Annotated in this window: 21 protein-coding genes; 12 read left to right on the top strand and 9 right to left on the bottom strand. The window is 45.2% G+C overall.

The genetic code is table 11. The features are described 5' to 3' along the window. Positions 1–780 carry a TatD family hydrolase gene (locus ACFFUV_RS09325; RefSeq protein ID WP_390191517.1) on the top strand — a complete coding sequence of 260 codons (780 nt, stop codon included), beginning with the start codon at positions 1–3 and terminating at the stop codon, positions 778–780. 52 nt (positions 781–832) lie between these two features. Here ACFFUV_RS09325 and ACFFUV_RS09320 read toward each other — a convergent pair whose 3' ends face one another. From ACFFUV_RS09320 to ACFFUV_RS09305, 4 genes are all read right to left on the bottom strand, one after another. Next, on the bottom strand, positions 833–1798 hold the full coding sequence (locus tag ACFFUV_RS09320; protein WP_390191516.1) for an ABC transporter permease: 966 nt from the start codon (positions 1796–1798) through the stop codon (positions 833–835). A 1-nt stretch (position 1799) separates the two neighbouring features. Further along, positions 1800–2924 (bottom strand): ABC transporter permease, encoded by a 1125-nt coding sequence (locus ACFFUV_RS09315; protein WP_390191514.1) that lies wholly within the window; start codon positions 2922–2924, stop codon positions 1800–1802. Then, positions 2921–4489, bottom strand: coding sequence for an ABC transporter ATP-binding protein (locus ACFFUV_RS09310; protein ID WP_390191511.1), 1569 nt, complete (start codon positions 4487–4489; stop codon positions 2921–2923). Before ACFFUV_RS09310 ends, ACFFUV_RS09315 begins: the two co-directional genes overlap by 4 nt. 154 nt (positions 4490–4643) lie before the next feature. Next, positions 4644–5639, bottom strand: coding sequence for a BMP family lipoprotein (locus tag ACFFUV_RS09305; protein ID WP_390191508.1), 996 nt, complete (start codon positions 5637–5639; stop codon positions 4644–4646). Between the two features lie 767 nt (positions 5640–6406). On the opposite strand from ACFFUV_RS09305, the gene ACFFUV_RS09300 reads away from it, so the two are divergent. The 5 genes from ACFFUV_RS09300 to deoD all read left to right on the top strand — a co-directional run bounded on the left by ACFFUV_RS09300 (position 6407) and on the right by deoD (position 12442). Further along, positions 6407–7690, top strand: a complete 1284-nt coding sequence (locus tag ACFFUV_RS09300; RefSeq protein ID WP_390191505.1) for a NupC/NupG family nucleoside CNT transporter — start codon at positions 6407–6409, stop codon at positions 7688–7690. 496 nt (positions 7691–8186) lie between these two features. Then, complete coding sequence (gene deoC, locus ACFFUV_RS09295; protein WP_390191504.1) at positions 8187–8963, top strand: deoxyribose-phosphate aldolase; 777 nt, start codon at positions 8187–8189, stop codon at positions 8961–8963. A gap of 85 nt (positions 8964–9048) precedes the next feature. After that, positions 9049–10377: a thymidine phosphorylase gene (deoA, locus tag ACFFUV_RS09290; RefSeq protein ID WP_390191503.1), complete on the top strand. Its 1329-nt coding sequence runs from the start codon at positions 9049–9051 to the stop codon at positions 10375–10377. Positions 10378–10426: 49 nt separating this feature from the next. After that, positions 10427–11647, top strand: coding sequence for a phosphopentomutase (locus ACFFUV_RS09285; protein ID WP_390191499.1), 1221 nt, complete (start codon positions 10427–10429; stop codon positions 11645–11647). A gap of 78 nt (positions 11648–11725) precedes the next feature. Continuing rightward, positions 11726–12442: a purine-nucleoside phosphorylase gene (gene deoD, locus ACFFUV_RS09280; protein ID WP_390191496.1), complete on the top strand. Its 717-nt coding sequence runs from the start codon at positions 11726–11728 to the stop codon at positions 12440–12442. Positions 12443–12505: 63 nt separating this feature from the next. Here the strand turns inward: deoD and ACFFUV_RS09275 are convergent, their stop codons facing one another. Next, on the bottom strand, positions 12506–13120 hold the full coding sequence (locus tag ACFFUV_RS09275; RefSeq protein ID WP_390191495.1) for a YtjB family periplasmic protein: 615 nt from the start codon (positions 13118–13120) through the stop codon (positions 12506–12508). 103 nt (positions 13121–13223) lie between these two features. Here ACFFUV_RS09275 and serB point away from each other — a divergent pair, with 103 nt between their 5' ends. Beyond that, positions 13224–14204, top strand: a complete 981-nt coding sequence (gene serB, locus ACFFUV_RS09270; RefSeq protein ID WP_390191492.1) for a phosphoserine phosphatase — start codon at positions 13224–13226, stop codon at positions 14202–14204. Positions 14205–14254: 50 nt separating this feature from the next. Here serB and ACFFUV_RS09265 read toward each other — a convergent pair whose 3' ends face one another. Next, positions 14255–16597: a PilZ domain-containing protein gene (locus ACFFUV_RS09265; protein WP_390191490.1), complete on the bottom strand. Its 2343-nt coding sequence runs from the start codon at positions 16595–16597 to the stop codon at positions 14255–14257. 185 nt (positions 16598–16782) lie between these two features. Between ACFFUV_RS09265 and radA the strand changes: the two genes are divergently transcribed. Continuing rightward, positions 16783–18165, top strand: coding sequence for a DNA repair protein RadA (gene radA / locus ACFFUV_RS09260; protein ID WP_390191487.1), 1383 nt, complete (start codon positions 16783–16785; stop codon positions 18163–18165). A 198-nt stretch (positions 18166–18363) separates the two neighbouring features. After that, entirely contained in the window at positions 18364–20451 is a 2088-nt protein-coding gene (gene fusA / locus ACFFUV_RS09255; RefSeq protein WP_390191485.1) for an elongation factor G, read from the top strand. 80 nt (positions 20452–20531) lie between these two features. On the opposite strand, the gene ACFFUV_RS09250 is transcribed toward fusA, so the two are convergent. Continuing rightward, entirely contained in the window at positions 20532–21476 is a 945-nt protein-coding gene (locus ACFFUV_RS09250; RefSeq protein ID WP_390191482.1) for a LysR substrate-binding domain-containing protein, read from the bottom strand. Positions 21477–21574: 98 nt separating this feature from the next. Between ACFFUV_RS09250 and ACFFUV_RS09245 the strand changes: the two genes are divergently transcribed. Next, positions 21575–21781: a DUF1127 domain-containing protein gene (locus tag ACFFUV_RS09245; RefSeq protein WP_390191479.1), complete on the top strand. Its 207-nt coding sequence runs from the start codon at positions 21575–21577 to the stop codon at positions 21779–21781. Between the two features lie 201 nt (positions 21782–21982). Here the strand turns inward: ACFFUV_RS09245 and ACFFUV_RS09240 are convergent, their stop codons facing one another. Continuing rightward, on the bottom strand, positions 21983–23668 hold the full coding sequence (locus tag ACFFUV_RS09240; RefSeq protein ID WP_390191475.1) for an AMP-binding protein: 1686 nt from the start codon (positions 23666–23668) through the stop codon (positions 21983–21985). 122 nt (positions 23669–23790) lie between these two features. Further along, complete coding sequence (locus ACFFUV_RS09235) at positions 23791–24519, bottom strand: helix-turn-helix domain-containing protein (RefSeq protein ID WP_390191470.1); 729 nt, start codon at positions 24517–24519, stop codon at positions 23791–23793. 425 nt (positions 24520–24944) lie between these two features. On the opposite strand from ACFFUV_RS09235, the gene ACFFUV_RS09230 reads away from it, so the two are divergent. After that, a complete protein-coding gene (locus ACFFUV_RS09230) occupies positions 24945–25154 on the top strand; it encodes a Flp family type IVb pilin (protein WP_390191467.1) in 210 nt (69 codons plus the stop codon). Positions 25155–25246: 92 nt separating this feature from the next. Then, a complete protein-coding gene (locus ACFFUV_RS09225; RefSeq protein ID WP_390191466.1) occupies positions 25247–25756 on the top strand; it encodes a prepilin peptidase in 510 nt (169 codons plus the stop codon). The last annotated feature ends 19 nt before the right edge of the window (positions 25757–25775 follow it).

The raw sequence follows: 25775 nt of genomic DNA, 5'->3' as shown, positions 1-25775 counted from the left end.
ATGCAACTGTTTGATACCCATTGCCACTTGGATTTTGCCGCCTTCGGGAAGGATTTTGCAAACCAATGGCAACAGGCAAATCAAGCGGGCATTGAGCGGGTTTTACTTCCTGCGATTGGCGCTGAAAACTGGGGACGTATCGAGCAATTAAGTCAGCGTTTTTCTGGCGTTTACTATGCATTAGGCTGCCATCCTTATTTTTTGAATGGCCAACCTGGTGGTGCGTTAAACCAATTGGTCGATACGTTAGATGCGAGAAGTGAGCGTTGCGTTGCTATTGGTGAATGTGGGCTTGATGTCGCCATTGATGTGGATAGCAAGCTACAAGAGCGATTTTTTGTTCAGCAAATAGAACTCGCGCAAAGTTATCAACTGCCTTTGATTATACATAGCCGTAAAGCGGATAACCGCATTCTTCAACTTCTCAAACAGGCTCAGTATACCCAGGGGGGCGTCTGGCATGGGTTCTCAGGTAGTGAGCAACAGGCTCATAATTTTATTGAGCGTGGATTCTATCTTGGTATCGGTGGCGTGATTACTTATGAGCGCGCAAAGAAAACCCGGCAAGCGGTCACATCCCTGCCTATTGAGCGTTTAGTGTTGGAAACCGACGCACCGGATATGCCACTGAGCGGCTTTCAAGGCCAGCCTAATCACCCTAAGCGATTACCTCTGGTTCTCGAGACTCTCGCCCAACTGCGTGGGTTGCCTGAGAAACAGATGGCGGCAGAGACTTGGGCCAATAGCTCGCGATTATTTGGCTTGAATACGCATGAGTGACGAATAAAAAAGGCGACCATTGAGTCGCCTTTTTTTAACATTGTCATTGTGACTATTCGCGCTCTTTGGTGTACGGAACTCCAATGGCTTTTGGTGCAATGGCTTTACCGATAAAGCCTGCCAATAGGAATACGGTTAAAATGTATGGCATTGCCTCAATCGCTTGGACAGGAATGGCGACATCACCGATGGTGACCCCTTGCAGACGGATCGCGAGCGCATCCAAGAACCCAAACAGTAAACATGCTGCCATGGCCGTAAAGGGGCGCCATTTACCAAAAATCAGTGCAGCAAGCGCCATATAGCCTTTACCTGCGCTCATATTCGGAATGAACTGCGCGGTTTGGCCTACTGACAGGTAAACACCGCCAAGGCCGACTAAGAGTCCACAAATCACCATAGCCGAATAGCGCATGCCCACGACTGAAATCCCCGCCGTATCGACAGCTGCAGGTGATTCGCCTACAGCACGCAGTCGTAAACCAAAGCGTGTTTTGAAAAGGACATACCAAGCGACGGGGACAATAATAAAGGCGAGGTATTCAATCACCGAGTGGCCACTGAGCAGCTCAGAATACAGCAAGCCAATGACCGGAACATCTTGCACAGCGTCTGCGCCTGGGAAGTTTAGTGGAGCAAAACGTGCGTCTCCACTCAGTGCTGGCGTTTGTCCTCCTTGATGGAACCAGTAACGACCGAGGGTAATGGTTAGCCCTGCAGCCAGAATATTGATTGCCATGCCACTGACAACTTGATCACCGCGATGGGTAATGGAAGCAAACCCATGCAGTAGCGCCAATAATATCGAGACAAAACAGCCCGCAAAAACACCTAACCAAGCTGAACCTGTGACGTGTGCCGTTGCTGCGCCAGCAAAGGCGGCTGCTAATAGCTTACCTTCAAGAGCGATGTTAACCACACCGGAACGCTCACTGAACATGCCAGCTAGCGCGGCAAGAATCAGAGGTGTAGACATGCGAATAGTTGCATCAAGCATCAAAATAATGGTTTCAAACATATCAAGCCACTCCCTGTGCTTTCTGCTGTTTTTTACTGGCAAATAGTTTCAAATACAGACGTTCGATATTTGGCCTGAACATGTGCTCTAAAGCACCGGAAAACAGAATGACTAACCCTTGTAATACCACAACGATGTTGCGGTCTACGCCGTATTCAAAGCTAAGTTCTGCCCCGCCTTGATATAAGAAACCAAACAGTAAGCTTGCAAGTAAGACTCCCACAGGATGGTTGCGGCCCATTAAAGCGACGGCAATACCAGTAAAGCCAAAGCCTTCGACAAAGTTCAGTTTGATTTGATGAAGTTCACCTTGAAGGACATTGATGCCAAAGAACCCGGCTAACATGCCAGAAAGCAACATGGTCAGGATAATGATTTTTACATAGTTGATTCCAGCATATGAAGCGGCTGATGCATTAGCTCCAATCGCGCGAATTTCATAACCCCAGCGAGATTTCCAGATAAATAGCCAGACAAACACGCAGCACAAGAGCGCAAAAATAAAACTCAGGTTAAGAGGGCTCGGAGCGACATTCACGCCAAAAACAGCCAGAATTTCATGCATTTTAGGTAGCCAACTGCCAGCCGCAAAGACACGGCTTTCAGTTGCCATGGTGGTTTCCGGTTTGAGGATGTCAACGAGGAGATAGGCCATCAACGAAGCCGCGATGAAGTTAAACATAATAGTGGTGATGACGATGTGCGATCCGCGTTTGGCTTGTAGATAGGCGGGAATAAACGCCCAAGCCGCACCAAATAGACCGCCAACAATCACCGCAACAGGGAAGACCACATACCAAGGTGCGTATTCGCCGAGCGTCAAACAGATAAGGCCGACACCTAATCCGCCAATATAAGATTGTCCTTCCACCCCGATATTAAATAAACCAGCATGGTAGGCGACAGCCACTGCAAGGCCGGTAAAGACGAACCCCGTTGTGTAATAAAGGGTATAACCAAAGCCTTCTGCATAGCCAAATGCGCCGGTCCACATCACTTCAATCGCATCTAAAGGATTGATCTCAATGTATAAAAACAGCAATGCGGAGACTAAAAATGCCACAAAAACATTCACGGCTGGCAGCAGGCCAATGGTTACCCATGTTGGTACTTTTGCCTGACTCATGCGTTTTCTCCTTGGGTAATATGCGGCTTAATATGATCGGGAACGATGTTGGCCATCATCAGACCCAGCGTACGTTCATCCGCTTGGGAAGCATCCAATTCACCGACAATCGCGCCGTCAAAGACCACGATAATTCGATCCGCCAGCGTGAGGATCTCATCGAGCTCCACCGAGACTAAGAGCACCGCTTTTCCTGCATCTCGGCTGGCAATAATTTGCTGGTGGATGTATTCAATTGCCCCAATATCAACGCCGCGCGTTGGTTGACCGATGAGCAGAACATCCGGGTCTTCTTCCATTTCACGGGCGATCACTAACTTTTGCTGGTTACCACCGGAGAAATTGGCGGTTTTTAGGTCGATGTCGTTAGGGCGAACATCCCATTTGTCCATGCTGGTTTGGCACAAGGTGTCGATCGCTTGTTGATCTTGAAGAATGCCTTTGTTGTATTTTTCTAAATGGTGGTAACCAAGGATATAGGCTTCTTTCGCTGCGAACTTGTTGATCAATCCTTGCTTATGACGATCTTCGGGGATATGCCCAACCCCCATTGCCCGCACATCACGCGGATTGACCGCATTTTGCGCTGTAATGGTGCTGCCATTAAGAGTGATTGAACCTGAACTTGGCGGCAATATACCGGAAAGTAAGCTTAAAATTTCAGATTGCCCATTGCCAGATACCCCTGCAATGGCGACCAACTCACCAGCACGGACATTGAAACTGATCTCTTTGACGCGCTGTACGCCACTGGCATCAACGTAACTGAGGTTTTCTACACGAATACGCTCATTATCTGGTTTCGCCTCTTGCTTATCGATTTTTAGCCGTACCTTACGGCCAACCATGGATTCTGCCAACTGCTCTTTAGTTGCGCTACTTGTAGCTAAGTGTTCTACCATTTGTCCTTGGCGCATAACCGAGATGTTGTCTGTGATCGCCAAGACTTCACGCAGCTTGTGGGTGATGATCATGACCGTGGTGCCTTGGGCACGCAGTTTGTCCAAGATTGCGAATAGATGATCCGCTTCTTGTGGGGTAAGAACGCCTGTCGGCTCGTCAAGAATAAGAATATTCGCATTGCGGTAGAGGGCTTTGAGGATCTCTACTCGCTGCTGAAGACCAACGGGAAGATCACCAACTAATGCATCGAGAGGGACTTCTAAACCGTAATCTTGCTCGATTTGGACTAGACGGCGGCGAGCTTCAGCAAGACTGACATCAAGCTGCCAGCCGTTTTCAGCGCCGAGAATGATGTTTTCTAATACAGTGAAGGTATCGACCAACATAAAGTGTTGATGAACCATGCCAATTCCCGCGCGAATGGCATCTTGAGAGTTGTTTGGGCTGTAGCTTTTACCATCAACGAGCATAGAACCGGAATCTGGTTGGTAAAAGCCATAGATAATGCTCATTAAAGTGGATTTACCAGCGCCGTTTTCGCCAATAATTCCGTGAATAGTGCCTTTGGGAACTTGCAGATCGATGGTGTTGTTCGCGTGAACCGCTCCAAAGCGTTTATCGATTTTGCTCAGTTCTATGGCGTAGTCTTGACGTTCGGTCACGAGAATACTTCCTAGAATGACTTAGACAGAGGGCTAGGGTTGATCGTTGACTAAATGTGGTTAGGCAATTAGCAAGATCATCAATACCCCACCGCGAGATCAGTCAAATCACGCCATACCTAAGTATGACGTGATTGTGCACGATATATCGGGTTTAGTAGTTACAAGAGTTGTCTGACATATAGTCGTGTACTTTGATCTTACCGGCGATGATGTCTGCTTTAAGAGAGTCCATATAGGCTTTCATCTCTTCAGAAATCAGTGCTTTGTTGTTGTCATCTAAGGCCCAGTCGATAGCATTCTCTTTCAGACCCAGCGCCTTGATTCCTGGTTTCCAGTCGCCGTTGATATCGGCCATCCAAGATTCTTTTGCGGCTTTACCCACTAATTTAACCATTGAAGTTAGCATGGTGCCTGGTTGTAGGTGGTTTTGGTTTGAGTCAACGCCGATTGCGTATTTACCCGCATCTTTCGCCGCTTGATAGACACCAAGTCCGGTACCGCCCGCAGCCGCGTAAATTACATCGGCACCTTTCGAGAATTGAGATTTCGCGAGCTCAGAGCCTTTGGCTGGGTCAGCAAATGCAGCAGGCGTTGAGCCAGTCATGTTCTCAAGCACGGTGACATCAGCATTGGCATAGTTCGCGCCTTGCTCATAACCACACTCAAACTTACGAATAAGTGGAATATCCATACCACCAATAAACCCAATCGTGCCTGTTTTAGAGGTTTTCGCCGCAAGTGCACCGACAAGGAATGAGCCTTCTTGTTCCTTGAAGACAATCGACTGAACGTTTGGTTTATCAACCACCATGTCGAGAATGGTGAAGTGTATATCAGGGTATTCAGTGGCGACTTTTTCAACGGCAGATGCCATGTTGAAACCAACCGCGACGATTGGACTAAAGCCACGACTGGCTAGACGGCGCAATCCTTGTTCGCGTTGCGCTTCGTTTTGGGGCTCAAATTCGCGGACTTTGTAGCCGTCAGCTTGCATTGATTTCACACCATTTTGATAAACCGCTTCATTAAATGACTTGTCAAATTTGCCTGCAGTGTCGTAGATAACCGCTGGTTTTGATTCAGCAAATACGGCTGTTGAAGCCAAGGCTAGGGTGAGTGCTGATAGCTTGAGTATTGTTTTTTTCACACTTAAATCCTTTTAATAATGTGTTGTCCAAGAGCATGTATCGCCCAAAAAGAGTAGGCAATACAGAAATAAATAACGCATCAGTTTATCGATTGCGAAAGAAAAAAAATTCGTACACTTCACATCAAATCACATTTTCTGACGTTTGTTAGGGCGTGCATGAAAGTTCTGTTGAATTTTTGCTCTAATTTGTGCCGCATGTCAAATTTGTTAATTAAATAAATGTGATCTAAACAGTTAAAAAAGGTGCAAATAGAGCAAGATACGCACTTTTTTCGTTGTGTTTTTAGTCTAATGGCGATTATCTCGCGCCGATAATGTGAACTCGATCTGTTTTTTATTTGGCTTAAGCCGTTGAGAGCGTCAATTCGAACGAAATTTGTAATTCTTTGCTGAGTGAAATGTGACCACTTGCTCAGTAAATGATCTACGTTTAAAGACATGGTTTTTGCTGATAAACAGTGAAAACGCGTAAATTTGTCGCTAAAAACCGATTGCGCTGCGCTATCTTTCCATACGTAAACGGTTGCTTAGAAATTCTGGTTTTGTTTTTATTTGGTTTCCTTATGGTTGGTATTTTGTTAATAAAATAGATGGTTCCATCTATCTTTGTGACTAAATTCTCAATTAAGAATGAATCATTGATAACTCGTGCACTATTTCGTGATGTGGACATTACTTTTTGTGTACTGAATACGTATAATCGCCCCGCTTCAACAAACCAGTGTTTTACACGCCAACAAACAACTATAAGGAAATCATAAACTATGAGCCTGTTTATGAGCCTAGTCGGTATGGTTGTGCTACTTGCTATCGCATATGCACTATCCTCAAACCGCAAAGCTATCAATTTCAGAACTGTAGGTGGCGCATTTGCTATCCAATTTATTCTTGGTGCATTCGTGCTTTACGTTCCTTGGGGTCGTGACTTATTAAACGGCTTCTCTAGTGGTGTCTCTAACGTTATCAACTATGGTAACGATGGTGCCTCTTTCCTATTCGGTGGTCTTGTTTCTGACAAGATGTTTGAAGTCTTCGGCGGCGGCGGTTTTATCTTCGCGTTCAAAGTTCTTCCTACACTGATCTTCTTCTCATCACTGATTTCTGTACTTTACTACCTCGGCATAATGCAGTGGGTTATCAAGATTCTTGGTGGCGGTCTGCAAAAAGCATTGGGGACTTCACGTGCGGAATCAATGTCTGCGGCAGCTAACATTTTTGTAGGCCAAACTGAAGCACCACTTGTGGTTCGTCCGTTTGTTCCTCGCATGACTCAATCTGAGCTGTTTGCGGTAATGTGTGGTGGTCTAGCATCTGTTGCTGGTGGTGTACTTGCTGGTTACGCATCAATGGGTGTACCGCTTGAGTATCTTGTTGCGGCTTCTTTCATGGCAGCACCTGGTGGTCTTCTATTTGCTAAAATTCTTTTCCCTGAAACTGAACAGCCTCATGAAGACATCGAAGAAGCATTGGATGGTGGTGATGATAAACCGACCAATGTCATCGATGCAGCAGCAGGTGGCGCAGCTTCTGGTTTACAGCTTGCGCTTAACGTTGGTGCAATGCTTATCGCGTTTGTTGGTTTGATTGCTCTTGTCAACGGTATCCTAGGTGGTGTTGGCGGTTGGTTCGGTATGCCAGAACTAACACTTGAACTGATTCTGGGTTACGCGTTCTCTCCTCTTGCATTCTTGATTGGTGTGCCATGGGCGGAAGCCGTGACTGCAGGTTCTTTCATCGGTCAGAAGATCGTTGTGAACGAATTTGTCGCGTACCTAAACTTTACGCCATACATTGGTGACAACGCACAAATTATTGCAAGCACAGGTCAAGTCATGTCTGAGAAGACAGTGGCAATCATCTCGTTTGCTCTATGTGGTTTCGCGAACCTTTCATCTATCGCGATTCTACTTGGTGGTCTTGGCAGCCTAGCGCCAAGTCGCCGTCACGATATTGCACGCATGGGGATTAAAGCGGTACTTGCAGGTACGTTATCTAACCTTATGGCGGCAACAATTGCTGGCTTCTGTCTAAGCCTTACCGGCCTGTAATAAGGACTCGTTGTATATAGACGCCAGTTTACTCAATCTGCCCCGTAGCATGTATTTGCTGCGGGGCATTTTTGTTTTAGAGCCGAGAAAAAGTGGTTTTCTGGCTGAGCATGGTGGTGAGATGTTCACCCCGTGGGTATTTTTTGAGATACAAACCGTTTGCGCTTTGTAGCCAATGATAGTTTTGCGGTAAATACCTATACTCTATACAAGCAAAAACGCAGTGATACACCGTTGCTTCATTATTCGTTTAGGCCAAAGCATGATGCAAAGCGCCGTGAGAATAGAGGCGGGGAAACACTGATGCTTTTTAGACACCGCAATTGTGATTGTTGTGCCACAGACCAAACCGGACTGTGCGGTGACAAGGATAGCAATTGATGTAGTGCTTTCGCCTACATTGAGTCTTCAAGGAACCAAGTCCGTTCATTAATGACCGCTTAGCCATCGTTATGGTTAAGCAGTAAATGTTTATGAATATTGATCGGAGAAAGAAATGAGCGATTTAAAAGCAGCAGCGCTACGCGCCCTAAAATTGATGGATCTAACGACGTTAAATGACGACGATACAGACCAGAAAGTGGTCCAACTTTGCCATGATGCAAAGACAGCCGTTGGTAACACGGCAGCGATCTGTATTTACCCACGCTTTATTCCAATCGCTAAGAAGACACTACGCGAACAAGGAACGCCTGATGTTCGTATCGCTACCGTGACTAACTTCCCACACGGCAACGATGATATCGAGATTGCTGTTGCAGAAACGAAAGCGGCCGTTGCGTATGGTGCTGATGAAGTGGATGTCGTTTTCCCATACCGCGCATTGATTGCTGGTAACGAACAAGTGGGTTTTGACCTAGTCAAACAGTGTAAACAAGCTTGTGGTGATATTTTGCTGAAAGTCATCATTGAAACGGGTGAACTTAAAGAAGAAGCGCTGATCAAAAAGGCATCACAAATCTCGATCGAAGCGGGAGCGGACTTCATCAAAACATCAACGGGTAAAGTGCCAGTGAACGCAACACCTGAATACGCACGCATGATGCTTGAAGTGATTCGTGATTTGAACGTCGCTGAAAGCGTCGGCTTCAAACCTGCTGGAGGGGTTCGCACAGCAGAAGATGCAGCGCAATACCTCGCTATGGCTGATGACATTCTCGGTGATAACTGGGTTGATGCTCGTCACTACCGTTTTGGTGCGTCAAGCTTGTTGACCAGCCTGCTCAATACGCTTGAGGTTTCAGACCAAGTCGCGGATCCAAACGCGTACTAATCCGAACTGATAGGAAAGAGCGTTCTGCTCTTTCCTATTCCATCTCTGACATTCTACCAAGGCGTTTAGCGCTTGGGAGGCTTTCATGTTTTTAGCTCAAGAGATCATTCGCAAAAAGCGCGACGGTGAAACACTGAGTAATGAAGAAATCCAATTCTTTATTCAAGGCGTGGCTGATGACTCGATTTCCGAAGGTCAAATCGCTGCTTTTGCGATGACCATCTTTTTTAATGAAATGACCATGGACGAGCGTATCGCCTTAACTTGTGCGATGCGTGATTCCGGTATGGTTATCGATTGGAGCCAGATGAATTTTGGTGGCCCCATTGTCGACAAACATTCAACAGGCGGTGTCGGAGATGTTACCTCGTTGATGCTAGGTCCTATGGTGGCGGCTTGTGGTGGTTTTGTACCAATGATTTCTGGCCGTGGGTTAGGTCACACGGGTGGTACGCTTGATAAGCTCGAATCTATCCCTGGTTACAATATTACGCCAAATAACGAAACGTTCGGACAAGTCACGAAAGAGGCTGGCGTTGCGATTATTGGTCAAACGGGTGACCTCGCTCCTGCTGATAAACGTGTCTATGCAACGCGTGATATTACCGCTACTGTCGACAATATCTCACTGATCACGGCGTCTATATTATCGAAAAAACTCGCCGCAGGTCTCGAGTCTCTTGTGATGGACGTTAAAGTTGGTTCTGGTGCTTTTATGCCAACATTTGAAGCATCGGAAGAGCTGGCCAAGTCTATAGTGGCTGTCGCCAATGGGGCGGGGACGAAAACCACCGCTATTTTAACCGATATGAACCAAGTGTTGGCTTCTTCGGCAGGGAATGCGCTCGAAGTCCGTGAGGCGGTACAGTTCCTAACTGGTGAATATCGTAATCCACGCTTGTACGAGGTGACCATGGCGCTATGCGCGGAAATGCTCGTACTGGGTAACCTAGCATCAAACACTGCGCAAGCTCGTGAGCAATTGCAAACCGTATTAGATAACGGTAAAGCCGCACAATGCTTTGGCCAAATGGTTGCTGGGCTTGGTGGGCCGGTAGATTTTATTGAGAACTACGATGACTACCTTGAAGTTGCGCCACTGGTTCGCCCTGTATACGCCAAAGAACATGGTGTGGTTTCGGCAATGGACACTCGCGGCATCGGTATGGCGGTTGTTGGAATGGGCGGTGGTCGCCGAGTAGCTTCAGACAAAATTGATTACGCGGTAGGTTTCGAGCAGTTTATTCGTCTTGGGCAAGAGGCCGATGATAAGACGCCGTTAGCGGTGATTCACGCTCGTGATGAAGCGCAATGGCAGCAAGCCGCCAATGCCTTACAACAGGTGATCACCGTTGGTGGAGAATATCAGCCAACGCCAGAGGTTTATCGTCAAATTCGCGCAGACGATTTGTAATAATACTTTGCTCGCTGATGTATTCCTTTGGTGAGCGTGAGAGCAAGCAATGAAAAGAGCATTTATTTTAGTCCTTGACTCATTTGGGGTTGGGGCAACACAAGACGCAGTTAAATTTGGTGATGTGGGCTCTGATACACTCGGACATATCGCCGATCACTGTGTTCAAGGTTTGGCTGATAACGAGCGACGTCAAGGTGCATTGAGTTTGCCTAATCTATCCAAATTAGGGTTAGCGATGGCGCATAAAGAGTCAACAGGTCGACTCGCGCCAGGGTTAGATGAAAGCGTCGAGATCATAGGCGCCTATGCTCATGCGGCTGAATTGTCTTCAGGAAAAGATACGCCATCGGGGCACTGGGAGATTGCCGGTGTTCCTGTATTGTTCGATTGGGGCTACTTTAGTGATAAGCAAAACAGTTTTCCTAAAGTCTTGACTGATCGCATTCTTGAGCGAGCAGGACTTGAGGGCTTTCTGGGTAACTGCCACGCATCAGGAACTCAGGTATTGGATGATTTGGGCGAAGAGCATATGCGAACGGGCCTACCTATCTTCTATACATCAGCGGATTCGGTGTTCCAAATAGCGTGTCATGAAGAGACCTTTGGCTTAGATAAACTGTTGGAGCTTTGCCAAATTGCGCGTGAAGAGCTGGAAGATTACAACATTGGCCGCGTGATCGCTCGTCCATTCATTGGGCCGAGAGCGGGTGAGTTTGTCCGCACGGGTAATCGTCGAGATCTTTCGGTTGAGCCGCCATCGGCGACGGTGTTGCAAAAGTTGGTCGATGAAAAGCAAGGACGTGTGGTCTCTATTGGTAAAATTGCTGATATTTATGCTCACTGCGGAATTACCGATAAAGTCAAAGCCAACGGAATTAAAGCCCTGTTTGATGCCACTCTTGAACAGGTGAAAGCTGCAGGCGACAATACGATTGTTTTCACTAACTTTGTTGATTTCGATTCTGCGTATGGCCATCGCCGTGATGTGGCGGGTTATGCTGCGGCACTGGAATATTTCGATAAGCGTCTGCCTGAGCTTCTGAACATCATGGAGCAAGACGATGTGCTTATCCTCACGGCCGATCATGGCTGCGATCCAACTTGGGCGGGGACTGATCATACTCGTGAGCATATTCCGGTGTTGGTTTATGGGCCGCAAGTGAAAGCTGGCTCATTGGGTCGACGCGAAACGTTTGCCGACATTGGACAGAGCCTTGCGAGTTATTTTGCAACCACGCCAATGGATTTCGGTAAGAATTTTCTATAATTGAATACTAGCGCTTGGGCTTCATTGTTTTGATAAGCCCACTCTTTATTTAGCCTAAGTCACGAGAAGGAAAGTATTATGGCTACTCCTCATATTAATGCAGAAGCTGGCGCTTTTGCTGATGTCGTTTTAATGCCGGGTGATCCACTACGTGCTCAATACATTGCTGAAACCTTTCTTCAAGATGTAGAAAAAGTGTGTGATGTTCGAAATATGTTCGGCTTTACTGGGACCTATAAAGGTCGCAAAGTTTCGGTGATGGGCCACGGTATGGGGATTCCATCGTGCTCAATCTATGCAACAGAACTTATCAAAGATTACGGCGTGAAGAAGATCATTCGCGTGGGTAGCTGCGGTGCGGTAAGTGAAGATATCAAAGTCCGTGATGTTGTGATTGGGATGGGGGCATGTACCGATTCTAAAGTGAACCGCATTCGTTTTAAAGGCCATGACTTCGCTGCGATTGCCGATTACCGCATGGTAAAGGCTGCAGAAGAAGCGGCAGCAGCGCGCGGTGTCGATGTGAAAGTCGGTAACTTGTTCTCTGCTGAGCTGTTCTATACGCCAGATCCTGAAATGTTCGATGTGATGGACAAATACGGCATCGTTGGTGTGGAAATGGAAGCTGCAGGTATCTACGGTGTGGCTGCAGAATACGGCGCGAAAGCACTAACCATTTGTACCGTATCTGACCACATCAAAACCGGTGAGCAAACCACATCTGAAGAGCGTCAAACCACGTTTAACGACATGATTGAAATTGCCCTGGATTCCGTGCTGCTTGATGATAAGTAAGCGATAAATAGAAAAAAACCTCAGCCTTGGCTGAGGTTTTTTGTATCTGATGAAATCGCGGTGTTACTCGGTTTCTCCGACATTTTGTAGCAGCAGGTTCGGACCGCGTTTTTTTGGACGACGGCGAATGATGATGGTCAACAGCACTCCACCAATAAAGCTCATTGCCACCATGGTGTACATATAGCGATCACTTTTACGGTAATAGTGATCAGAGAAGGCGGTCAGAAGCCCTGTTTCAAAGGTGATTCGCACATAGCCGATAATACTGCCATCGTACATTACCGGTTCTACCAGTTGTTGCTTGCCGATTCTTGCGGTTTCAAGTGGCGTATCGAGACCAAGAATTTCCCGTACCGATTTGGCACTGTCACTAGAGGCTAAGCGAATACCTTCCGAATCGTAAATCGCGGCATCAAACACCAGTTTGTCTTGAGCAAGTTGATTGGTCAGCTTTAATAAACGTTCTTGATCTTGCTGAGCGATCATTTCACTCGCAGAGAGAGAGGCTTGAGAAATTAGGACTTTGGTCAAGGTTTCAAGCTGGTTGGCTTGAATCTCTTCATTACCTTTTGTGATTTTGACACTGTTAATGCCAATGACCACCACCATCACAGCGAGCAACAGGATGACAATGACCCTTAAAACCATGCGAAAAGAGAATAAAGAGGCGTTCATACCTTAACCTAAAAGAAGCTTATTTTAACAACGTCCATATTGATACTTGCCTAAGTAAATTGCAATAGGGTAACGTGAGGGGGATTCAGTGAGGAAGAACTACATGGATAAGTTAAAGACGTTACCAATACGCCGACATACCACCCTTTTATCTCGTCTGCCAGAGATTCTCGACACCACTCAACATCAATGCAGCCAAGCCAATTGGATTGTTTATGGAGAGTATTTATCGCCGCGTTACTTTGAAGATATCGACTTTTTCTTAGGGTATTTGAACCCCATCGTCGATGCATGGAAAGTCGGAGGCTATGAAGTCGCGCTGATGGCTGGTGAGTTGACCCCTCAGCACGAAAAGATTTTACAGAGCCTTCAACTCGATTACGCACGCCTAACGGAAGTCCCTGATCTGTCTAAACCAGGACTGATTGTTATGGATATGGATTCCACGGCAATTCAAATAGAATGTATTGATGAAATCGCCAAATTGGCGGGAGTTGGAGACGAAGTTGCAGAAGTAACCGAACGTGCGATGCAGGGTGAGCTGGATTTTGAGCAAAGCCTGAGACAACGAGTTGGCAAGCTTGCTGGCGCCGATGAAAGTATTTTAACCACCGTTCGCGACGTTTTACCCTTGATGAATGATCTTGAGGTTATGGTGGCGACACTTCAACAGTTTGGCTGGAAAACCGCGATAGCCTCTGGTGGCTTCACGTATTTTTCTGATCATTTGAAACAGATGCTGAGATTAGATTTTGCCCAGTCCAATCAACTTGAAATTATTGATGGTAAGCTCACAGGGCAAGTGAAGGGTGAGATTGTCACGGCGCAAATTAAAGCCGATATTCTGCAAGCATTAGCCGAAGAGCACGATATAGAACTCCATAATACGGTTGCGATTGGCGATGGGGCTAATGACCTGATCATGATGAATGCCGCTGGCCTTGGTATTGCGTATCATGCCAAACCGAAAGTTGAGGCGGCTTCGCAAGTTGCGATTCGTTACTCAGGGTTGGGCGGCGTTGTTTGTGTCTTGTCGGCAATGCTGGCTAAACACCAGAAATTGAGTTGGCAAAGTAAGCCTTAGATAATAAAAAAGCGCCGTATATGGCGCTTTTTTATAGCGTCGATGAGGTGTTAACGAGTGAGTTGCAAACGAACTAATACTTCTTCGGTGATATCCGTAATTTCGCTGTAACCGATGATTGACGCGATCTCTTTCTCCAATTTTTTTGCTTGCGGCATGCTGATCGTCGCCAACTCCTCAAGATCTTTTCTCAGTAGCGTTGTCATCGGGTCAAACACCGGGGTACCACAAATGCGTAGCACAAAACATTCGCCAACAGATTGAGCATTTTTGATAAAGGCAATGCGCTCTTTAATGTGCGTAAACTCTTCTCGCAGTTTGGCTTCGACTGACTGAATCCGCTTGCCAAATTTAAAAGCGCAGATATAAAGCTCATGGTATTGAGGAATGGCACCGTCAATCCGCTTCATCGGCTGAGCCAAGAGGGTATTGGTGTGCCCTTTATATATTGGTGCAAGAGAAAATTGCTCACTATTACCGAGTTGGGCGAAAAGAGCCAAGTGAGGTAATAATGGGTAATTCACGCCCATCACTTTCGGTCTTAAATTGGCGCCCGGTTTATCAACAAAAATCGGGGTACTCACCATTTTATCCAACAAAATGTCGTGGAGCCCTTCAAGCAATGCATCACTAGGCAGAATTTCTGTTTTTGGTTTGAGTTTCGCCTGATTGTGTTCAATCAACGTATTAAAGAAGGCAATGGTTTTAATGGTTTTACTGTCTTCGAGCATCACCATCTGCAGTTGTTTCCCATTGGGGCTAACGCGTATAACACGGTAAGGTACCGTATTGAGTGGTAAGTTTTTATCGTAAAGCTGTAGTTCTAGGAAGTTGATTAGGCATTCGTCGCCGCTTTTAAGTGCGCAAGGGGTTTCCAGCTTTAGGTTTAAGCCTCGCTTGGAGAAATCAAAGCTTTTCCCCGCGATTGTTTGCTGGTTGGCCGTTAATTCGACGGGAGTTTGCAGTGGATAGCGTGGCTCTTTTCTTCGCGAAACGGCATCAAAATATAAGCACCTTGGCTCGTAGGCTTGGTTTCGTGGATGACGAAAAGCGTTCAGTTCACTGCTCGCCAACTTTGGTTTTTCACTGAGCAAGTAATCATGGCTCGCTGTATCGTCGGCAATCTCTTGCAAAATGCCGCAGTGAGTTAATGTATTGGTGTCTACGGCGAGTTCTTCAGCGTGGTCGATTAATTCGCGACACTCTTCTTTGTTCAGTTCAAAAATATGCAGGCGAAAAACTTTCCAGCTTGGTTTTTTGGCTCCGATGTGCCAGAAAAACTGGCGCTGCTCTCGGGTTGCCTCCGGCATCATCATTGAAAAAAACAGTGTTTTGTCTTGGTGCTCATGAGTAAAGGTATAAAGCACATTATTGGTTGCGCGAACGCCAGGGCTGGTAAGCAGAGACAGACGTTGAGGGTTCAGTAAGCTGGTCAGCGATTGTTGATTCCGTTCATCGTGCCAATATTGCCAAATAGGCTGATTATTTTCGGTCATCAGCGCCAACTTTAGTTCACTGCCACTAAAAAACAGCGGTAACGCACAGGTATGTTTGAGATAGGCATGTTCAAAGCTTCGAGTACGTGCACGAATGACTTTATCTTGATTATCGTGTTTGGTGCGCTGAGTATCATTGCGCAGCGATTCGTCAATCAGTTGGTCTATGGTATCGTCGTTGTCGAGCTTCAGCAGACGTAAATATTTCACCGCATCATTATCATAGCTTTCATCGACCGCTAGAATTCGATAAGTCATTGGCGACTGTAGCCCTATGACTTCAGAAGTTTTTGCCAACTCACTAAACAACATGGTGAGCGTATCGCCAAGCTTGTACTCAAAGGCACTAGGGACTTTGATTTTGGCACCGGAAGGCGAAAGGTCTAACGTCAATCCATGCACCAATTGTGAACCGCGAAGCGTCATTTCAACTTGCGAGCTGACTTTGAGACGATTCTCTTTACGCTTGAGATCATAACCTAAGGTCAGCGGCTCAACGTCATACTGATTTTCTTTGGCGGTAACCTCGCGGCCGAGAGGTTTACCGCGCTGTTGCATCACGCGAAAATTATTACGAGTGTTGGACAAGGCTTCCCATACCCCTTCGGTATAGCCGCCAAACTTACGGGTGTTTTTATGGTAAGCGTTAAACGCGACGTCATCTAGCCAGTGGGTGAGTCCATCGAGTTCATATTCTCGACATTCTCCTTGCACGCGACCACGGAGATCGATGACCTTCTGACAAGGCGCCATAATACGATTTAATTCCATTTTCAGAAGGATTTTGACCGAAGGAGGCTCGTCCGCAGTAATTTGATTCAGAAGCTTTTCAAAGTCACCTGAATGGTATGCGGGGATGAGTCTTTCTGCTAAAGAGAGAATATCGGATTGCTGCATATTTTCTGTTAGAGTATCTCACTCTCAATAATTAAGGCTGGTTATCCAAGATAACGGCGATTCAATCGGTCGCTCTTGTTATCGGCTACGATGCGATAATCTTTAGATATTTGGAACGCATGATCAACTTGAATATGACTTCAAAAAGATAGCGTTGTCACAGAGTTGAATTTAATCGAGGTAGTATGGCAAAGGCAAAGCGAGCTTATGTCTGTAATGATTGTGGAGCGGATTTCCCGCGTTGGCAAGGACAATGTAATGCCTGTGGCGCATGGAATACGATAACTGAAGTCAGAATTGCTGCCTCGCCAACCGTCGCGCGCAATGAGCGTCTAAGCGGTTATGCGGGTGGGGCAACCACTGAAGCGCAAGTGCAAACACTGTCAGAGATCGATCTCCAAGAAGTGCCGCGCTTTTCTAGTGGTTTTAAAGAGCTAGATCGCGTACTGGGTGGTGGTATTGTTCCTGGAGCGGCGATTTTGATTGGCGGTAGCCCAGGCGCAGGTAAGTCAACCTTACTATTGCAAACCATGTGTTTGCTTTCGTCGCAAATGCCTGCGTTGTATGTGACCGGGGAAGAGTCTTTACAGCAAGTGGCACTTCGGGCTTCTCGATTAGGACTACCGAAAGATAACCTAAAGATGTTATCGGAAACCAATGTCGATCGCATTTGCCAAATCGCAGAAAAAGAGCAGCCACGCATTATGGTGATTGACTCGATTCAAGTGATGCATGTGTCAGATGTTCAGTCATCTCCTGGTAGTGTCGCCCAAGTCCGTGAATCGGCAACGGCGCTAACACGCTACGCCAAGCAAAATAATGTCTCGGTATTTATCGTTGGTCATGTTACCAAAGATGGAACCTTGGCTGGGCCTAAAGTTCTTGAGCACATTATTGACTGTTCGGTATTGCTTGATGGGGGAACTGACAGCCGTTTTCGTACGTTGCGCAGCCATAAGAACCGTTTTGGTGCGGTGAATGAGTTAGGTGTGTTCGCTATGACGGGGCAAGGTTTGCGTGAAGTCAGCAACCCATCGGCAATTTTCTTGTCTCGCGGCGAAGAGGAGACGTCGGGCAGTTCCGTCATGGTCGTGTGGGAGGGGACCCGCCCATTGCTGGTGGAAATTCAGGCGTTGGTTGATTATTCCCAACTGGCTAATCCTCGTCGGGTGGCGGTTGGGCTTGAACAAAACCGTTTGTCTCTATTATTAGCGGTGCTGCATAAACACGGTGGTTTACAAATGGCCGACCAAGATGTGTTTGTGAATGTCGTTGGTGGTGTTAAAGTAACCGAAACCAGCGCAGATTTAGCTTTGGTCATGGCGCTACTGTCGAGTTTTCGAGACCGTCCTTTGCCTAAAGACGTCGTCGTATTTGGCGAAGTGGGGTTGGCCGGTGAAATTCGCCCGGTACCAAGTGGACAAGAGCGTCTCAACGAAGCATTTAAGCATGGCTTTAAAAAAGCCATCGTGCCGATGGCGAATATGCCCAAAGGGGGCATTCCCGGAATGCAAATTCACGGGGTTAAAAAACTTTCCGAAGCGATTGAAGCTTTTGATGAGTTGTAATAATCATCATTAAAGTGTGTCACAATAGAGCCTAAGCTTAGGTAAATAAACGTCCTACCCTAATATCGTCTATGATTTTTTGGGGGTGGGGATGTTATCCCTAAATATTTTTTATACGAACAGCTCGCAAGGGTATCAGTCTTTTTAGATTGTGATATACTCTGCGCGCAATTTATACCTTATAAACAGAGTAAGACAATGGCAGATTTATCGAAATACAGAAACATTGGTATTTTCGCGCACGTTGACGCGGGTAAAACCACTACCACTGAGCGTATTCTAAAGCTTACTGGTAAAATCCATAAAACGGGTGAAGTTCATGACGGTGAGTCTACAACTGACTTCATGGATCAAGAAGCTGAGCGCGGTATTACTATCCAGTCAGCAGCTGTAACGTGTGAGTGGAAAAACCACCGTCTAAACGTTATCGATACTCCTGGACACGTTGACTTCACAGTAGAAGTGTACCGTTCTCTGAAAGTACTTGATGGCGGTATCGGTGTATTCTGTGGTTCTGGTGGTGTTGAGCCTCAGTCAGAAACTAACTGGCGCTACGCAAACGAATCTGAAGTTTCTCGTATCATTTTCGTGAACAAACTAGACCGTATGGGTGCAGACTTCTACAACGTTGTTGACCAAGTTAAGAACGTGCTAGCTGCTAACCCACTAGTTATGGTTCTTCCAATCGGTCGTGAAGATGACTTCGTTGGTGTTGTTGATCTACTATCTCGTAAAGCATACGTATGGGATGACACTGGTCTTCCAGAAAACTACGAAGTTCAAGACGTTCCTGCAGACATGGTTGATGATGTTGAAGCTTACCGTGAAGAGCTAATCGAAACGGCAGTTGAGCAAGACGACGATCTAATGGAAGCTTACATGGAAGGTGAAGAGCCTTCTATCGAAGACCTAAAACGTTGTATCCGTAAAGGTACTCGTGATCTAGCATTCTTCCCAACATACTGTGGTTCTGCATTTAAGAACAAAGGTGTTCAACTTGTACTAGACGCGGTTGTAGATTACCTACCTTCGCCAACTGAAGTAGACCCACAAGATCTTACTGATCCTGAAACGGGTGAGCCAACAGGCGAAAAAGCGATTGTTTCTGCTGATGAGCCACTACGTGCTCTAGCATTTAAGATCATGGATGACCGTTTTGGTGCACTAACCTTCATCCGTATTTACTCTGGTCGTCTGAAGAAGGGTGACACCATCCTTAACTCTGCGACAGGTAAAACTGAACGTATCGGCCGTATGTGTGAAATGCAAGCGGACGACCGTAACGAGATCACTGAAGCTCAAGCGGGTGACATCATCGCTGTTGTCGGTATGAAGAACGTTCAAACTGGTCACACTCTATGTGATCCGAAACACGAATGTACTCTAGAACCAATGATCTTCCCTGAGCCTGTAATCTCTATTGCAGTTACTCCAAAAGACAAAGGTTCAACTGAGAAAATGGGTATCGCGATCGGTAAAATGGTTGCAGAAGATCCATCATTCCAAGTTGAAACTGACGAAGATTCAGGTGAAACCATCCTTAAAGGTATGGGTGAACTTCACCTAGACATCAAAGTTGACATCCTAAAACGTACTTACGGTGTTGAACTTGAAGTTGGTGCACCACAAGTTGCTTACCGTGAAACTATCACTCAAGCAGTTGAAGATAGCTACACGCATAAGAAACAGTCTGGTGGTTCTGGTCAGTTCGGTAAGATTGACTACCGTATCAAACCAGGTGAGCCAAACTCTGGCTTCACGTTCAAATCAACGGTTGTTGGTGGTAACGTACCGAAAGAATTCTGGCCTGCAGTTGAAAAAGGCTTTGAATCAATGATGAATGAAGGTGTTCTAGCTGGCTTCCCAACGCTAGACGTTGAAGTTGAATTGTTCGACGGTGGTTTCCACGCAGTTGACTCATCAGCAATCGCTTACGAAATCGCAGCGAAAGGCGCATTCCGCCAATCTATGCCTAAAGCGGGTGCACAGCTTCTTGAGCCTATCATGCACGTTGATGTTTTCTCTCCAGAAGACAACGTGGGTGACGTAATCGGTGACCTTAACCGTCGTCGTGGTATGATCAAAGACCAACAAGCTGGTGCAACTGGTGTTCGTATTAAAGCTGACGTTCCTCTATCAGAAATGTTTGGCTACATCGGTCACCTACGTACTATCACTTCTGGTCGTGGTCAGTTCTCTATGGAGTTCGCACACTACGCAGCATGTCCAGCAAACGTTGCTGAGCAAGTTATTGCTGAAGTGAAAGAGCGTAACGCTAAGAAGTAATTATCACTGATAATTCTTTGATAAAAAGCCCCATATTTGGGGCTTTTTTTATGTCTAATAAGATGATTTAGTCTCTGTATTTAAGGTGATTCACGTGCGTAGCTCGCTTCCAATGTCATAAAATCACAGGGTGAAGATTGTTGGAATTGGGCAATTTCTCTTTTCATCCAGTGCATAAACTGAATCACTTTTTCGCGTTTAAAATAGCCTTTTGGTGCACATGCGTAATAGCCAAAATGAGGCTTAATCGCTACGTCACCAATGCGAACTAACTTTTCTTCCTTGAGATAACGCTGAACAATTGAGTGTTTAACCAAGGCCACTCCTTGTAATGATAGAGCCCCCTCAAGCACATACAATGAGCCGTTATAGCGCATTGTGGAGCGGTCATTATGGATAATACCGACGTTATCTAACCATGTATGCCAATCGATATCAGGCCAAATATCTTCAAGAAGATCAGCTTTAGAGAGGTCTTCTAACTCATAGATCTGCTTTTCTTTTTGATAGATCGGATGGCAAACCGGATAAAGCACCTCATCCATCAACCATTCTGACTCCAAATTATCATATTCTCCACGACCGTAACGAATACACAGATCAATACTCGAATCTTGAAATTTTACCAGTTGATCTGTGGGTTCAATGAGCATCGCAAGGTCTGGATACTGTTCGCGAAACTGGCGGATTCTGGGTACCAACCAATGCTGTGCAAAAGAGGGCACAGTAGAGATTGAGAGTTGATTGGGCGTGGGATCTTGGTTGATGAGTCGTATTCCATCCTGAATGTAGGAAAAGCCTTTTTCTGCTTGTCGATACAGTGTTTGACCTTCATGAGTGAGCCGGATCTCTCTATGATGTCGGGTGAAAAGATCGACCCCTAACCACTCCTCCAATTGACGTATCTGTTGACTCACTGCTGCGGGGGTCACGAACAGTTTGTGGGCGGCGAGCTTAAAGCTTCCTTGCTGCGCGGCCATATAAAAGTAATACACACCCTGTAATGGTGGAAGACGCTCACTCACATTAGTTTTCCTTAACTGAAGAATAGAATCTATCGTTTGTCGAATAAGTGGTATTGGTTGATTATTGCCCTAAGAACGAGATAAAACAGGAGAATAACATGGTTGAATTGGTATTACGGCAACGACATCCATCACACAATACATTTAAACGTATCATTAGGATTAGTTTAGCTAAACTTAAACAGTGGCGTCAAAATTCAAGAACACGCCATCAATTATCTCAACTTTCCGCGCAGCAGCTACGTGATATTGGTATCGAATCGAATATCGCTGAACGAGAAGCAAAGAAATGGTTCTGGCAATAAGCATTCAACCCTCTGAGCTATTGTTGCGTTGCCAGTAATAGCTCTTTTTTCAGCCACAAATTAATTTCGTTAATTCTTCAGAGACGATGTCGACCCAGCCGTTGTCAAAACGAAACACGACACGAACTTTTATCTTTACTAATAATTAAAGGAGCGCAAAGCACTCCTTTAATTAAAGACAATAATCGAAATCAGAAAAAGTTACTCTTCCCATATGACCAATTTATCTTTCGGCCATTGTTGGCCCATGTCGTGATATTTTTGCTCTAGAACATGGCGTTTGATCTTGAGCGTCGGCGTCAAAATGCCATTCTCAATACTCCAAGGATCTTTGATCATTAACACGCCTTTAATCTGCTCATGGGATTCAAGTTCTGAATTCATTCGATTTATGATCTTACGTGTGGTTTTTTCATAGCGGTTCCGATCAAAGTTTTTAAACTGGTGCGGAACAACCAACAAAATAGGAGCGGGTAATCCAAGGCCTATCAAGCACATCATTTCAACTCGGCTATATTCAAATAGCTTTTTCTCGATAGGGACAGGGGAGACAAATTTCCCTTTGGCTGTTTTAAACGTGTCTTTTTTCCGTCCTTGTATCGTGAGATAACCGTCTTGATCAAGCGAACCAATGTCACCAGTATGCAACCAACCTTCACTGTTAAAAGATTCTTTGGTGGCTTCGTCATTATGATAATAACCGGAGAACATTCCTTGGCTATGGACCAGAATTTCGCCATCGTCCGCTATTTTGACTTTTACACCAGGCCCTGCATTTCCTACGGTTCCAATCTTATCGGGATTAAATGGATAATTAATGGTGCTGTAGGCAAAGGATTCGGTCATTCCCCAAGCCTCTGTAATATTTAATCCGATAGAGTGATACCATTTTAATAATGCAGGCGAGACCGGAGCTGAACCACAACCTAAAATGCGAGCCTGACTCAGCCCTAAACCATCTGCGATTTTCTTTTTGACAAGGGTATTCACAAACGGAATTTTTAACAGAAGATTGAGCTTTCTCTGTGGCATCTTATCTTGAATGCGCTGCTGGAAAAGCGTCCATAACCTGGGTACCGAAATAAAAAATGTCGGTTGATGACGTTTTACATCCTCAATGAAGGTATCTAGGGATTCCGAAAAAGCCGTCGGCACCGCGCCCGTAATTGAGGTACCAAATACATAAACCCGTTCCGTAATGTGGGCTAATGGAAGGTAGGAAAAGAGCCGGTCGTCATCTCTCAGACCAATCAGTTCTACTAACTGTTTCACCGACCACGAAAAAGCGCCGTAGCTGAGCATTGCCCCTTTTGGTTTTCCTGACGTTCCGGATGTATAAACCAAAGACATGATCTTGTTGTCGCTGTGCTGTGGCCGCGCGTCGCTGGGTGAAGATTGAGCGATTAATTGATCAAAATTGTATTGCGCGTTAGGGGCGGAAGGGTAAGAAAAGGCGATAGAGGTAATATCACTGTTGGCTTTTAAAGCTAACTCTGTTGCCTCTTTATTATCTAACTTCCCAACAACCACGGCTCGACTTGAGCTGTGTTTCAAACAGTAGTCAATGGTGTCGTCACCCGCGGTTGGGAAGATAGGTACGCTGATATAGTCTCCCAACATCAGTGCTAGGTCGGTGACGAACCATTCAGCACAGTTTTTTGAAATCAGTGCGACCCGCTCTCCTGGTTGAATCCCTAAATCTCTTAGAGCAGTGACTAAGCGCAGTGCTTTGTCCGCAACTTCAGCAAATGTCCATTCAATAAATTCACCATTCACGCTCTGCTTTAAATACACAGAGTTTGGTTGTTCTTCTGCCCATTTCAGAATCAATTCATTTGGTGGTGGCAGGGTACAAGAGAGCTCTTGAGTTTCATTTGGCAACATCATATGCAAACTCCATTTAATATATTTTGTAATTATAATGTTAAATCAATGTTAAGTTAGCATGCTGACGTCGCTTATGAAAAGAGTTTCGCTCTAAACAGAGAGCTCAATAGCAGATATTTAGTTTATACAGAATGCCTGTAACTCGCAGGCGTGACCCCAGTTTTCTTTTTAAAGATACGAGTAAAGTAGGAAACATCCTTGTAGCCACACTGGAACGCGATAAAGGCAACTTTAGTCTTTTTATCTTCTCTTAGCAGTTGTTTGGCTAAGCCTATGCGTTTCTGGATCAGATAATCCCTAAAGGTCATCCCGATGGAATGATGAAAAATTTTGGAAAAATAACTGACAGAATAGTGGCAGTAGTCAGCGATATCCTCCTCACGAATCGTGCGAGATAGGTTGTTATCGATGTAACGTAAAATTTCGATGAGATCTTTATTGATAGCTTGATCTTGCTGTTCACCCTCTTCGAGAGAAAGGGTCGTTTCACCAAGTAAGTAGGTCAGTTGGGTCGAAAGTTTATCTAGCCAAGGAAGGATATTGTTTTCCTTGAGGTTGTAACTGGCAATGATGCTCTCATGGTTAAGTTTGTTTGAATCTAATAATCCTGTATGGATGACAACTAGGTTCTTTTTAAGAAACTCACAAATCTTGAGTGATCTATTGAGGAGTCCACTTTCACTCTCTTTTTCATGGAAGAAAAAACAGTATTGAGTGTTTGGATCGCTCAGAATGGATACATCGAATCCAAATTCATTGATTTTAAAATTGTTTTCAATGCTTAGCATTGTATCTCTAGGAATAAATGAGAGAGATTGGCCTAGCCAGTTCCCTCTGTGCCTTAAACCCATTGTTTATCCATCAATCAAAAGTTTGCTTTAAAGCTTAGATGAGCATTTGACGATTTCAATGCTCTATTCATGATTTTGTTACTTGCGCAAATGATAATGAAGGCATTAGTGAGCCTTTTTTTATGAATCGATATCACAAATATTCCATAAGTATTTTTTGTCAAGTTTCATGAATAAGAGTGACTTAATTCTGTTTTGGAAGAGCTTGTCTTTGTATTTTTGTTTTTGTTTTTCAATTATTTATTTGTAGTTCTGTTTGTGCTTCTCTTTGCAATTTTTCTTCTTTTGATGCTTTTGGAGTTGTTATGAGTTTAGATTCATAACAAGAAAGTGCTATTCATTAATACATAAATACTAACCGTTAAGGGGTTTTGGTTGTAATTTTTAATTAGGCGTTTAAACAGCCATTACCCAAGGAGAAGTTTATGGATAAGTTTTTGAAATCTGTTAAGTCCTTTATGCAAGATGAAGAGGGGTTGACAATTGTGGAGTATGTTATTGGTGGTGCGATGGTTGTCGCTGCTATTGCCACACTGTTCAGTACTTTTGGTACAGATTTGAGCACACGTTTAGCCACGTTTTTCTCTGGCGGTGCCGACGCTGCTGGTAATGCGGGTGGCGGTACTCCCGAATGAGTTTACTTGAAATCTAGACGCTATGAGTGGCTTTCATAATGGATAAGCCACTCATTACTAATGGATGGAATTGCTAATGAGTACATACTCCCATGAGCTTTATTTATTGGATTCTTTTCAGTGTCTTGGCCATTTTTGATGCTAGAGAAAATCGCATACCTAATCAGTATTTATGCCTTCTACTTTGCGCAGCGATATTAGAAATATTTCTCTCCTCTGACGTTCCAGTTGGGATGAGTTCAGCAATTTTAGGCGGTAGCTTTTTCTTCGGTTTGGGTTTGACGATGTATTTATCTAAAGCAATGTCAGCTGGGGATGTAAAGTTACTTGCTGTTGTTGGTTTTATCGTTGGCTGGGGGAGTCTGGCTCCGGTATTCGTTTCAATATGCTTTGCGACGGTAGTGGTTGGTAGTTTCTACTGTTTTCAATACTTGGCTTACAAGCCTACGTTGCTCAAACAGACATTAACTCGCTACCAATTAGCTGCTTATGGTGGACTGCAGGCTTTAAAACAATCCGGGGGGAAATCAAAAGACAAAATGAGAATGCCTTTTGCGCCTATCGTCGTTATCGGTTTAGCGTGGTATCAGTATTTCTATTAACTTTATTAAATGTCAAGGA

Source organism: Vibrio olivae (genome assembly GCF_042428525.1).
GTDB lineage: Bacteria > Pseudomonadota > Gammaproteobacteria > Enterobacterales > Vibrionaceae > Vibrio > Vibrio olivae.
Note: the sequence above shows the minus strand (reverse complement) of the source record. Positions and strands in the feature narration are given on the sequence as shown.

Excerpts from the sequence above, each read along its gene's own strand:
- ACFFUV_RS09325 (WP_390191517.1), top strand. The coding sequence starts at position 1 with ATGCAACTGTTTGATACCCATTGCCACTTGGATTTTGCCGCCTTCGGG.
- ACFFUV_RS09320 (WP_390191516.1), bottom strand. The coding sequence starts at position 1,798 with ATGTTTGAAACCATTATTTTGATGCTTGATGCAACTATTCGCATGTCT.
- ACFFUV_RS09315 (WP_390191514.1), bottom strand. The coding sequence starts at position 2,924 with ATGAGTCAGGCAAAAGTACCAACATGGGTAACCATTGGCCTGCTGCCA.
- ACFFUV_RS09300 (WP_390191505.1), top strand. The coding sequence starts at position 6,407 with ATGAGCCTGTTTATGAGCCTAGTCGGTATGGTTGTGCTACTTGCTATC.
- deoC (WP_390191504.1), top strand. The coding sequence starts at position 8,187 with ATGAGCGATTTAAAAGCAGCAGCGCTACGCGCCCTAAAATTGATGGAT.
- deoA (WP_390191503.1), top strand. The coding sequence starts at position 9,049 with ATGTTTTTAGCTCAAGAGATCATTCGCAAAAAGCGCGACGGTGAAACA.
- ACFFUV_RS09285 (WP_390191499.1), top strand. The coding sequence starts at position 10,427 with ATGAAAAGAGCATTTATTTTAGTCCTTGACTCATTTGGGGTTGGGGCA.
- deoD (WP_390191496.1), top strand. The coding sequence starts at position 11,726 with ATGGCTACTCCTCATATTAATGCAGAAGCTGGCGCTTTTGCTGATGTC.
- ACFFUV_RS09275 (WP_390191495.1), bottom strand. The coding sequence starts at position 13,120 with ATGAACGCCTCTTTATTCTCTTTTCGCATGGTTTTAAGGGTCATTGTC.
- serB (WP_390191492.1), top strand. The coding sequence starts at position 13,224 with ATGGATAAGTTAAAGACGTTACCAATACGCCGACATACCACCCTTTTA.
- ACFFUV_RS09265 (WP_390191490.1), bottom strand. The coding sequence starts at position 16,597 with ATGCAGCAATCCGATATTCTCTCTTTAGCAGAAAGACTCATCCCCGCA.
- radA (WP_390191487.1), top strand. The coding sequence starts at position 16,783 with ATGGCAAAGGCAAAGCGAGCTTATGTCTGTAATGATTGTGGAGCGGAT.
- fusA (WP_390191485.1), top strand. The coding sequence starts at position 18,364 with ATGGCAGATTTATCGAAATACAGAAACATTGGTATTTTCGCGCACGTT.
- ACFFUV_RS09245 (WP_390191479.1), top strand. The coding sequence starts at position 21,575 with ATGGTTGAATTGGTATTACGGCAACGACATCCATCACACAATACATTT.
- ACFFUV_RS09240 (WP_390191475.1), bottom strand. The coding sequence starts at position 23,668 with ATGATGTTGCCAAATGAAACTCAAGAGCTCTCTTGTACCCTGCCACCA.
- ACFFUV_RS09235 (WP_390191470.1), bottom strand. The coding sequence starts at position 24,519 with ATGGGTTTAAGGCACAGAGGGAACTGGCTAGGCCAATCTCTCTCATTT.
- ACFFUV_RS09230 (WP_390191467.1), top strand. The coding sequence starts at position 24,945 with ATGGATAAGTTTTTGAAATCTGTTAAGTCCTTTATGCAAGATGAAGAG.
- ACFFUV_RS09225 (WP_390191466.1), top strand. The coding sequence starts at position 25,247 with ATGAGCTTTATTTATTGGATTCTTTTCAGTGTCTTGGCCATTTTTGAT.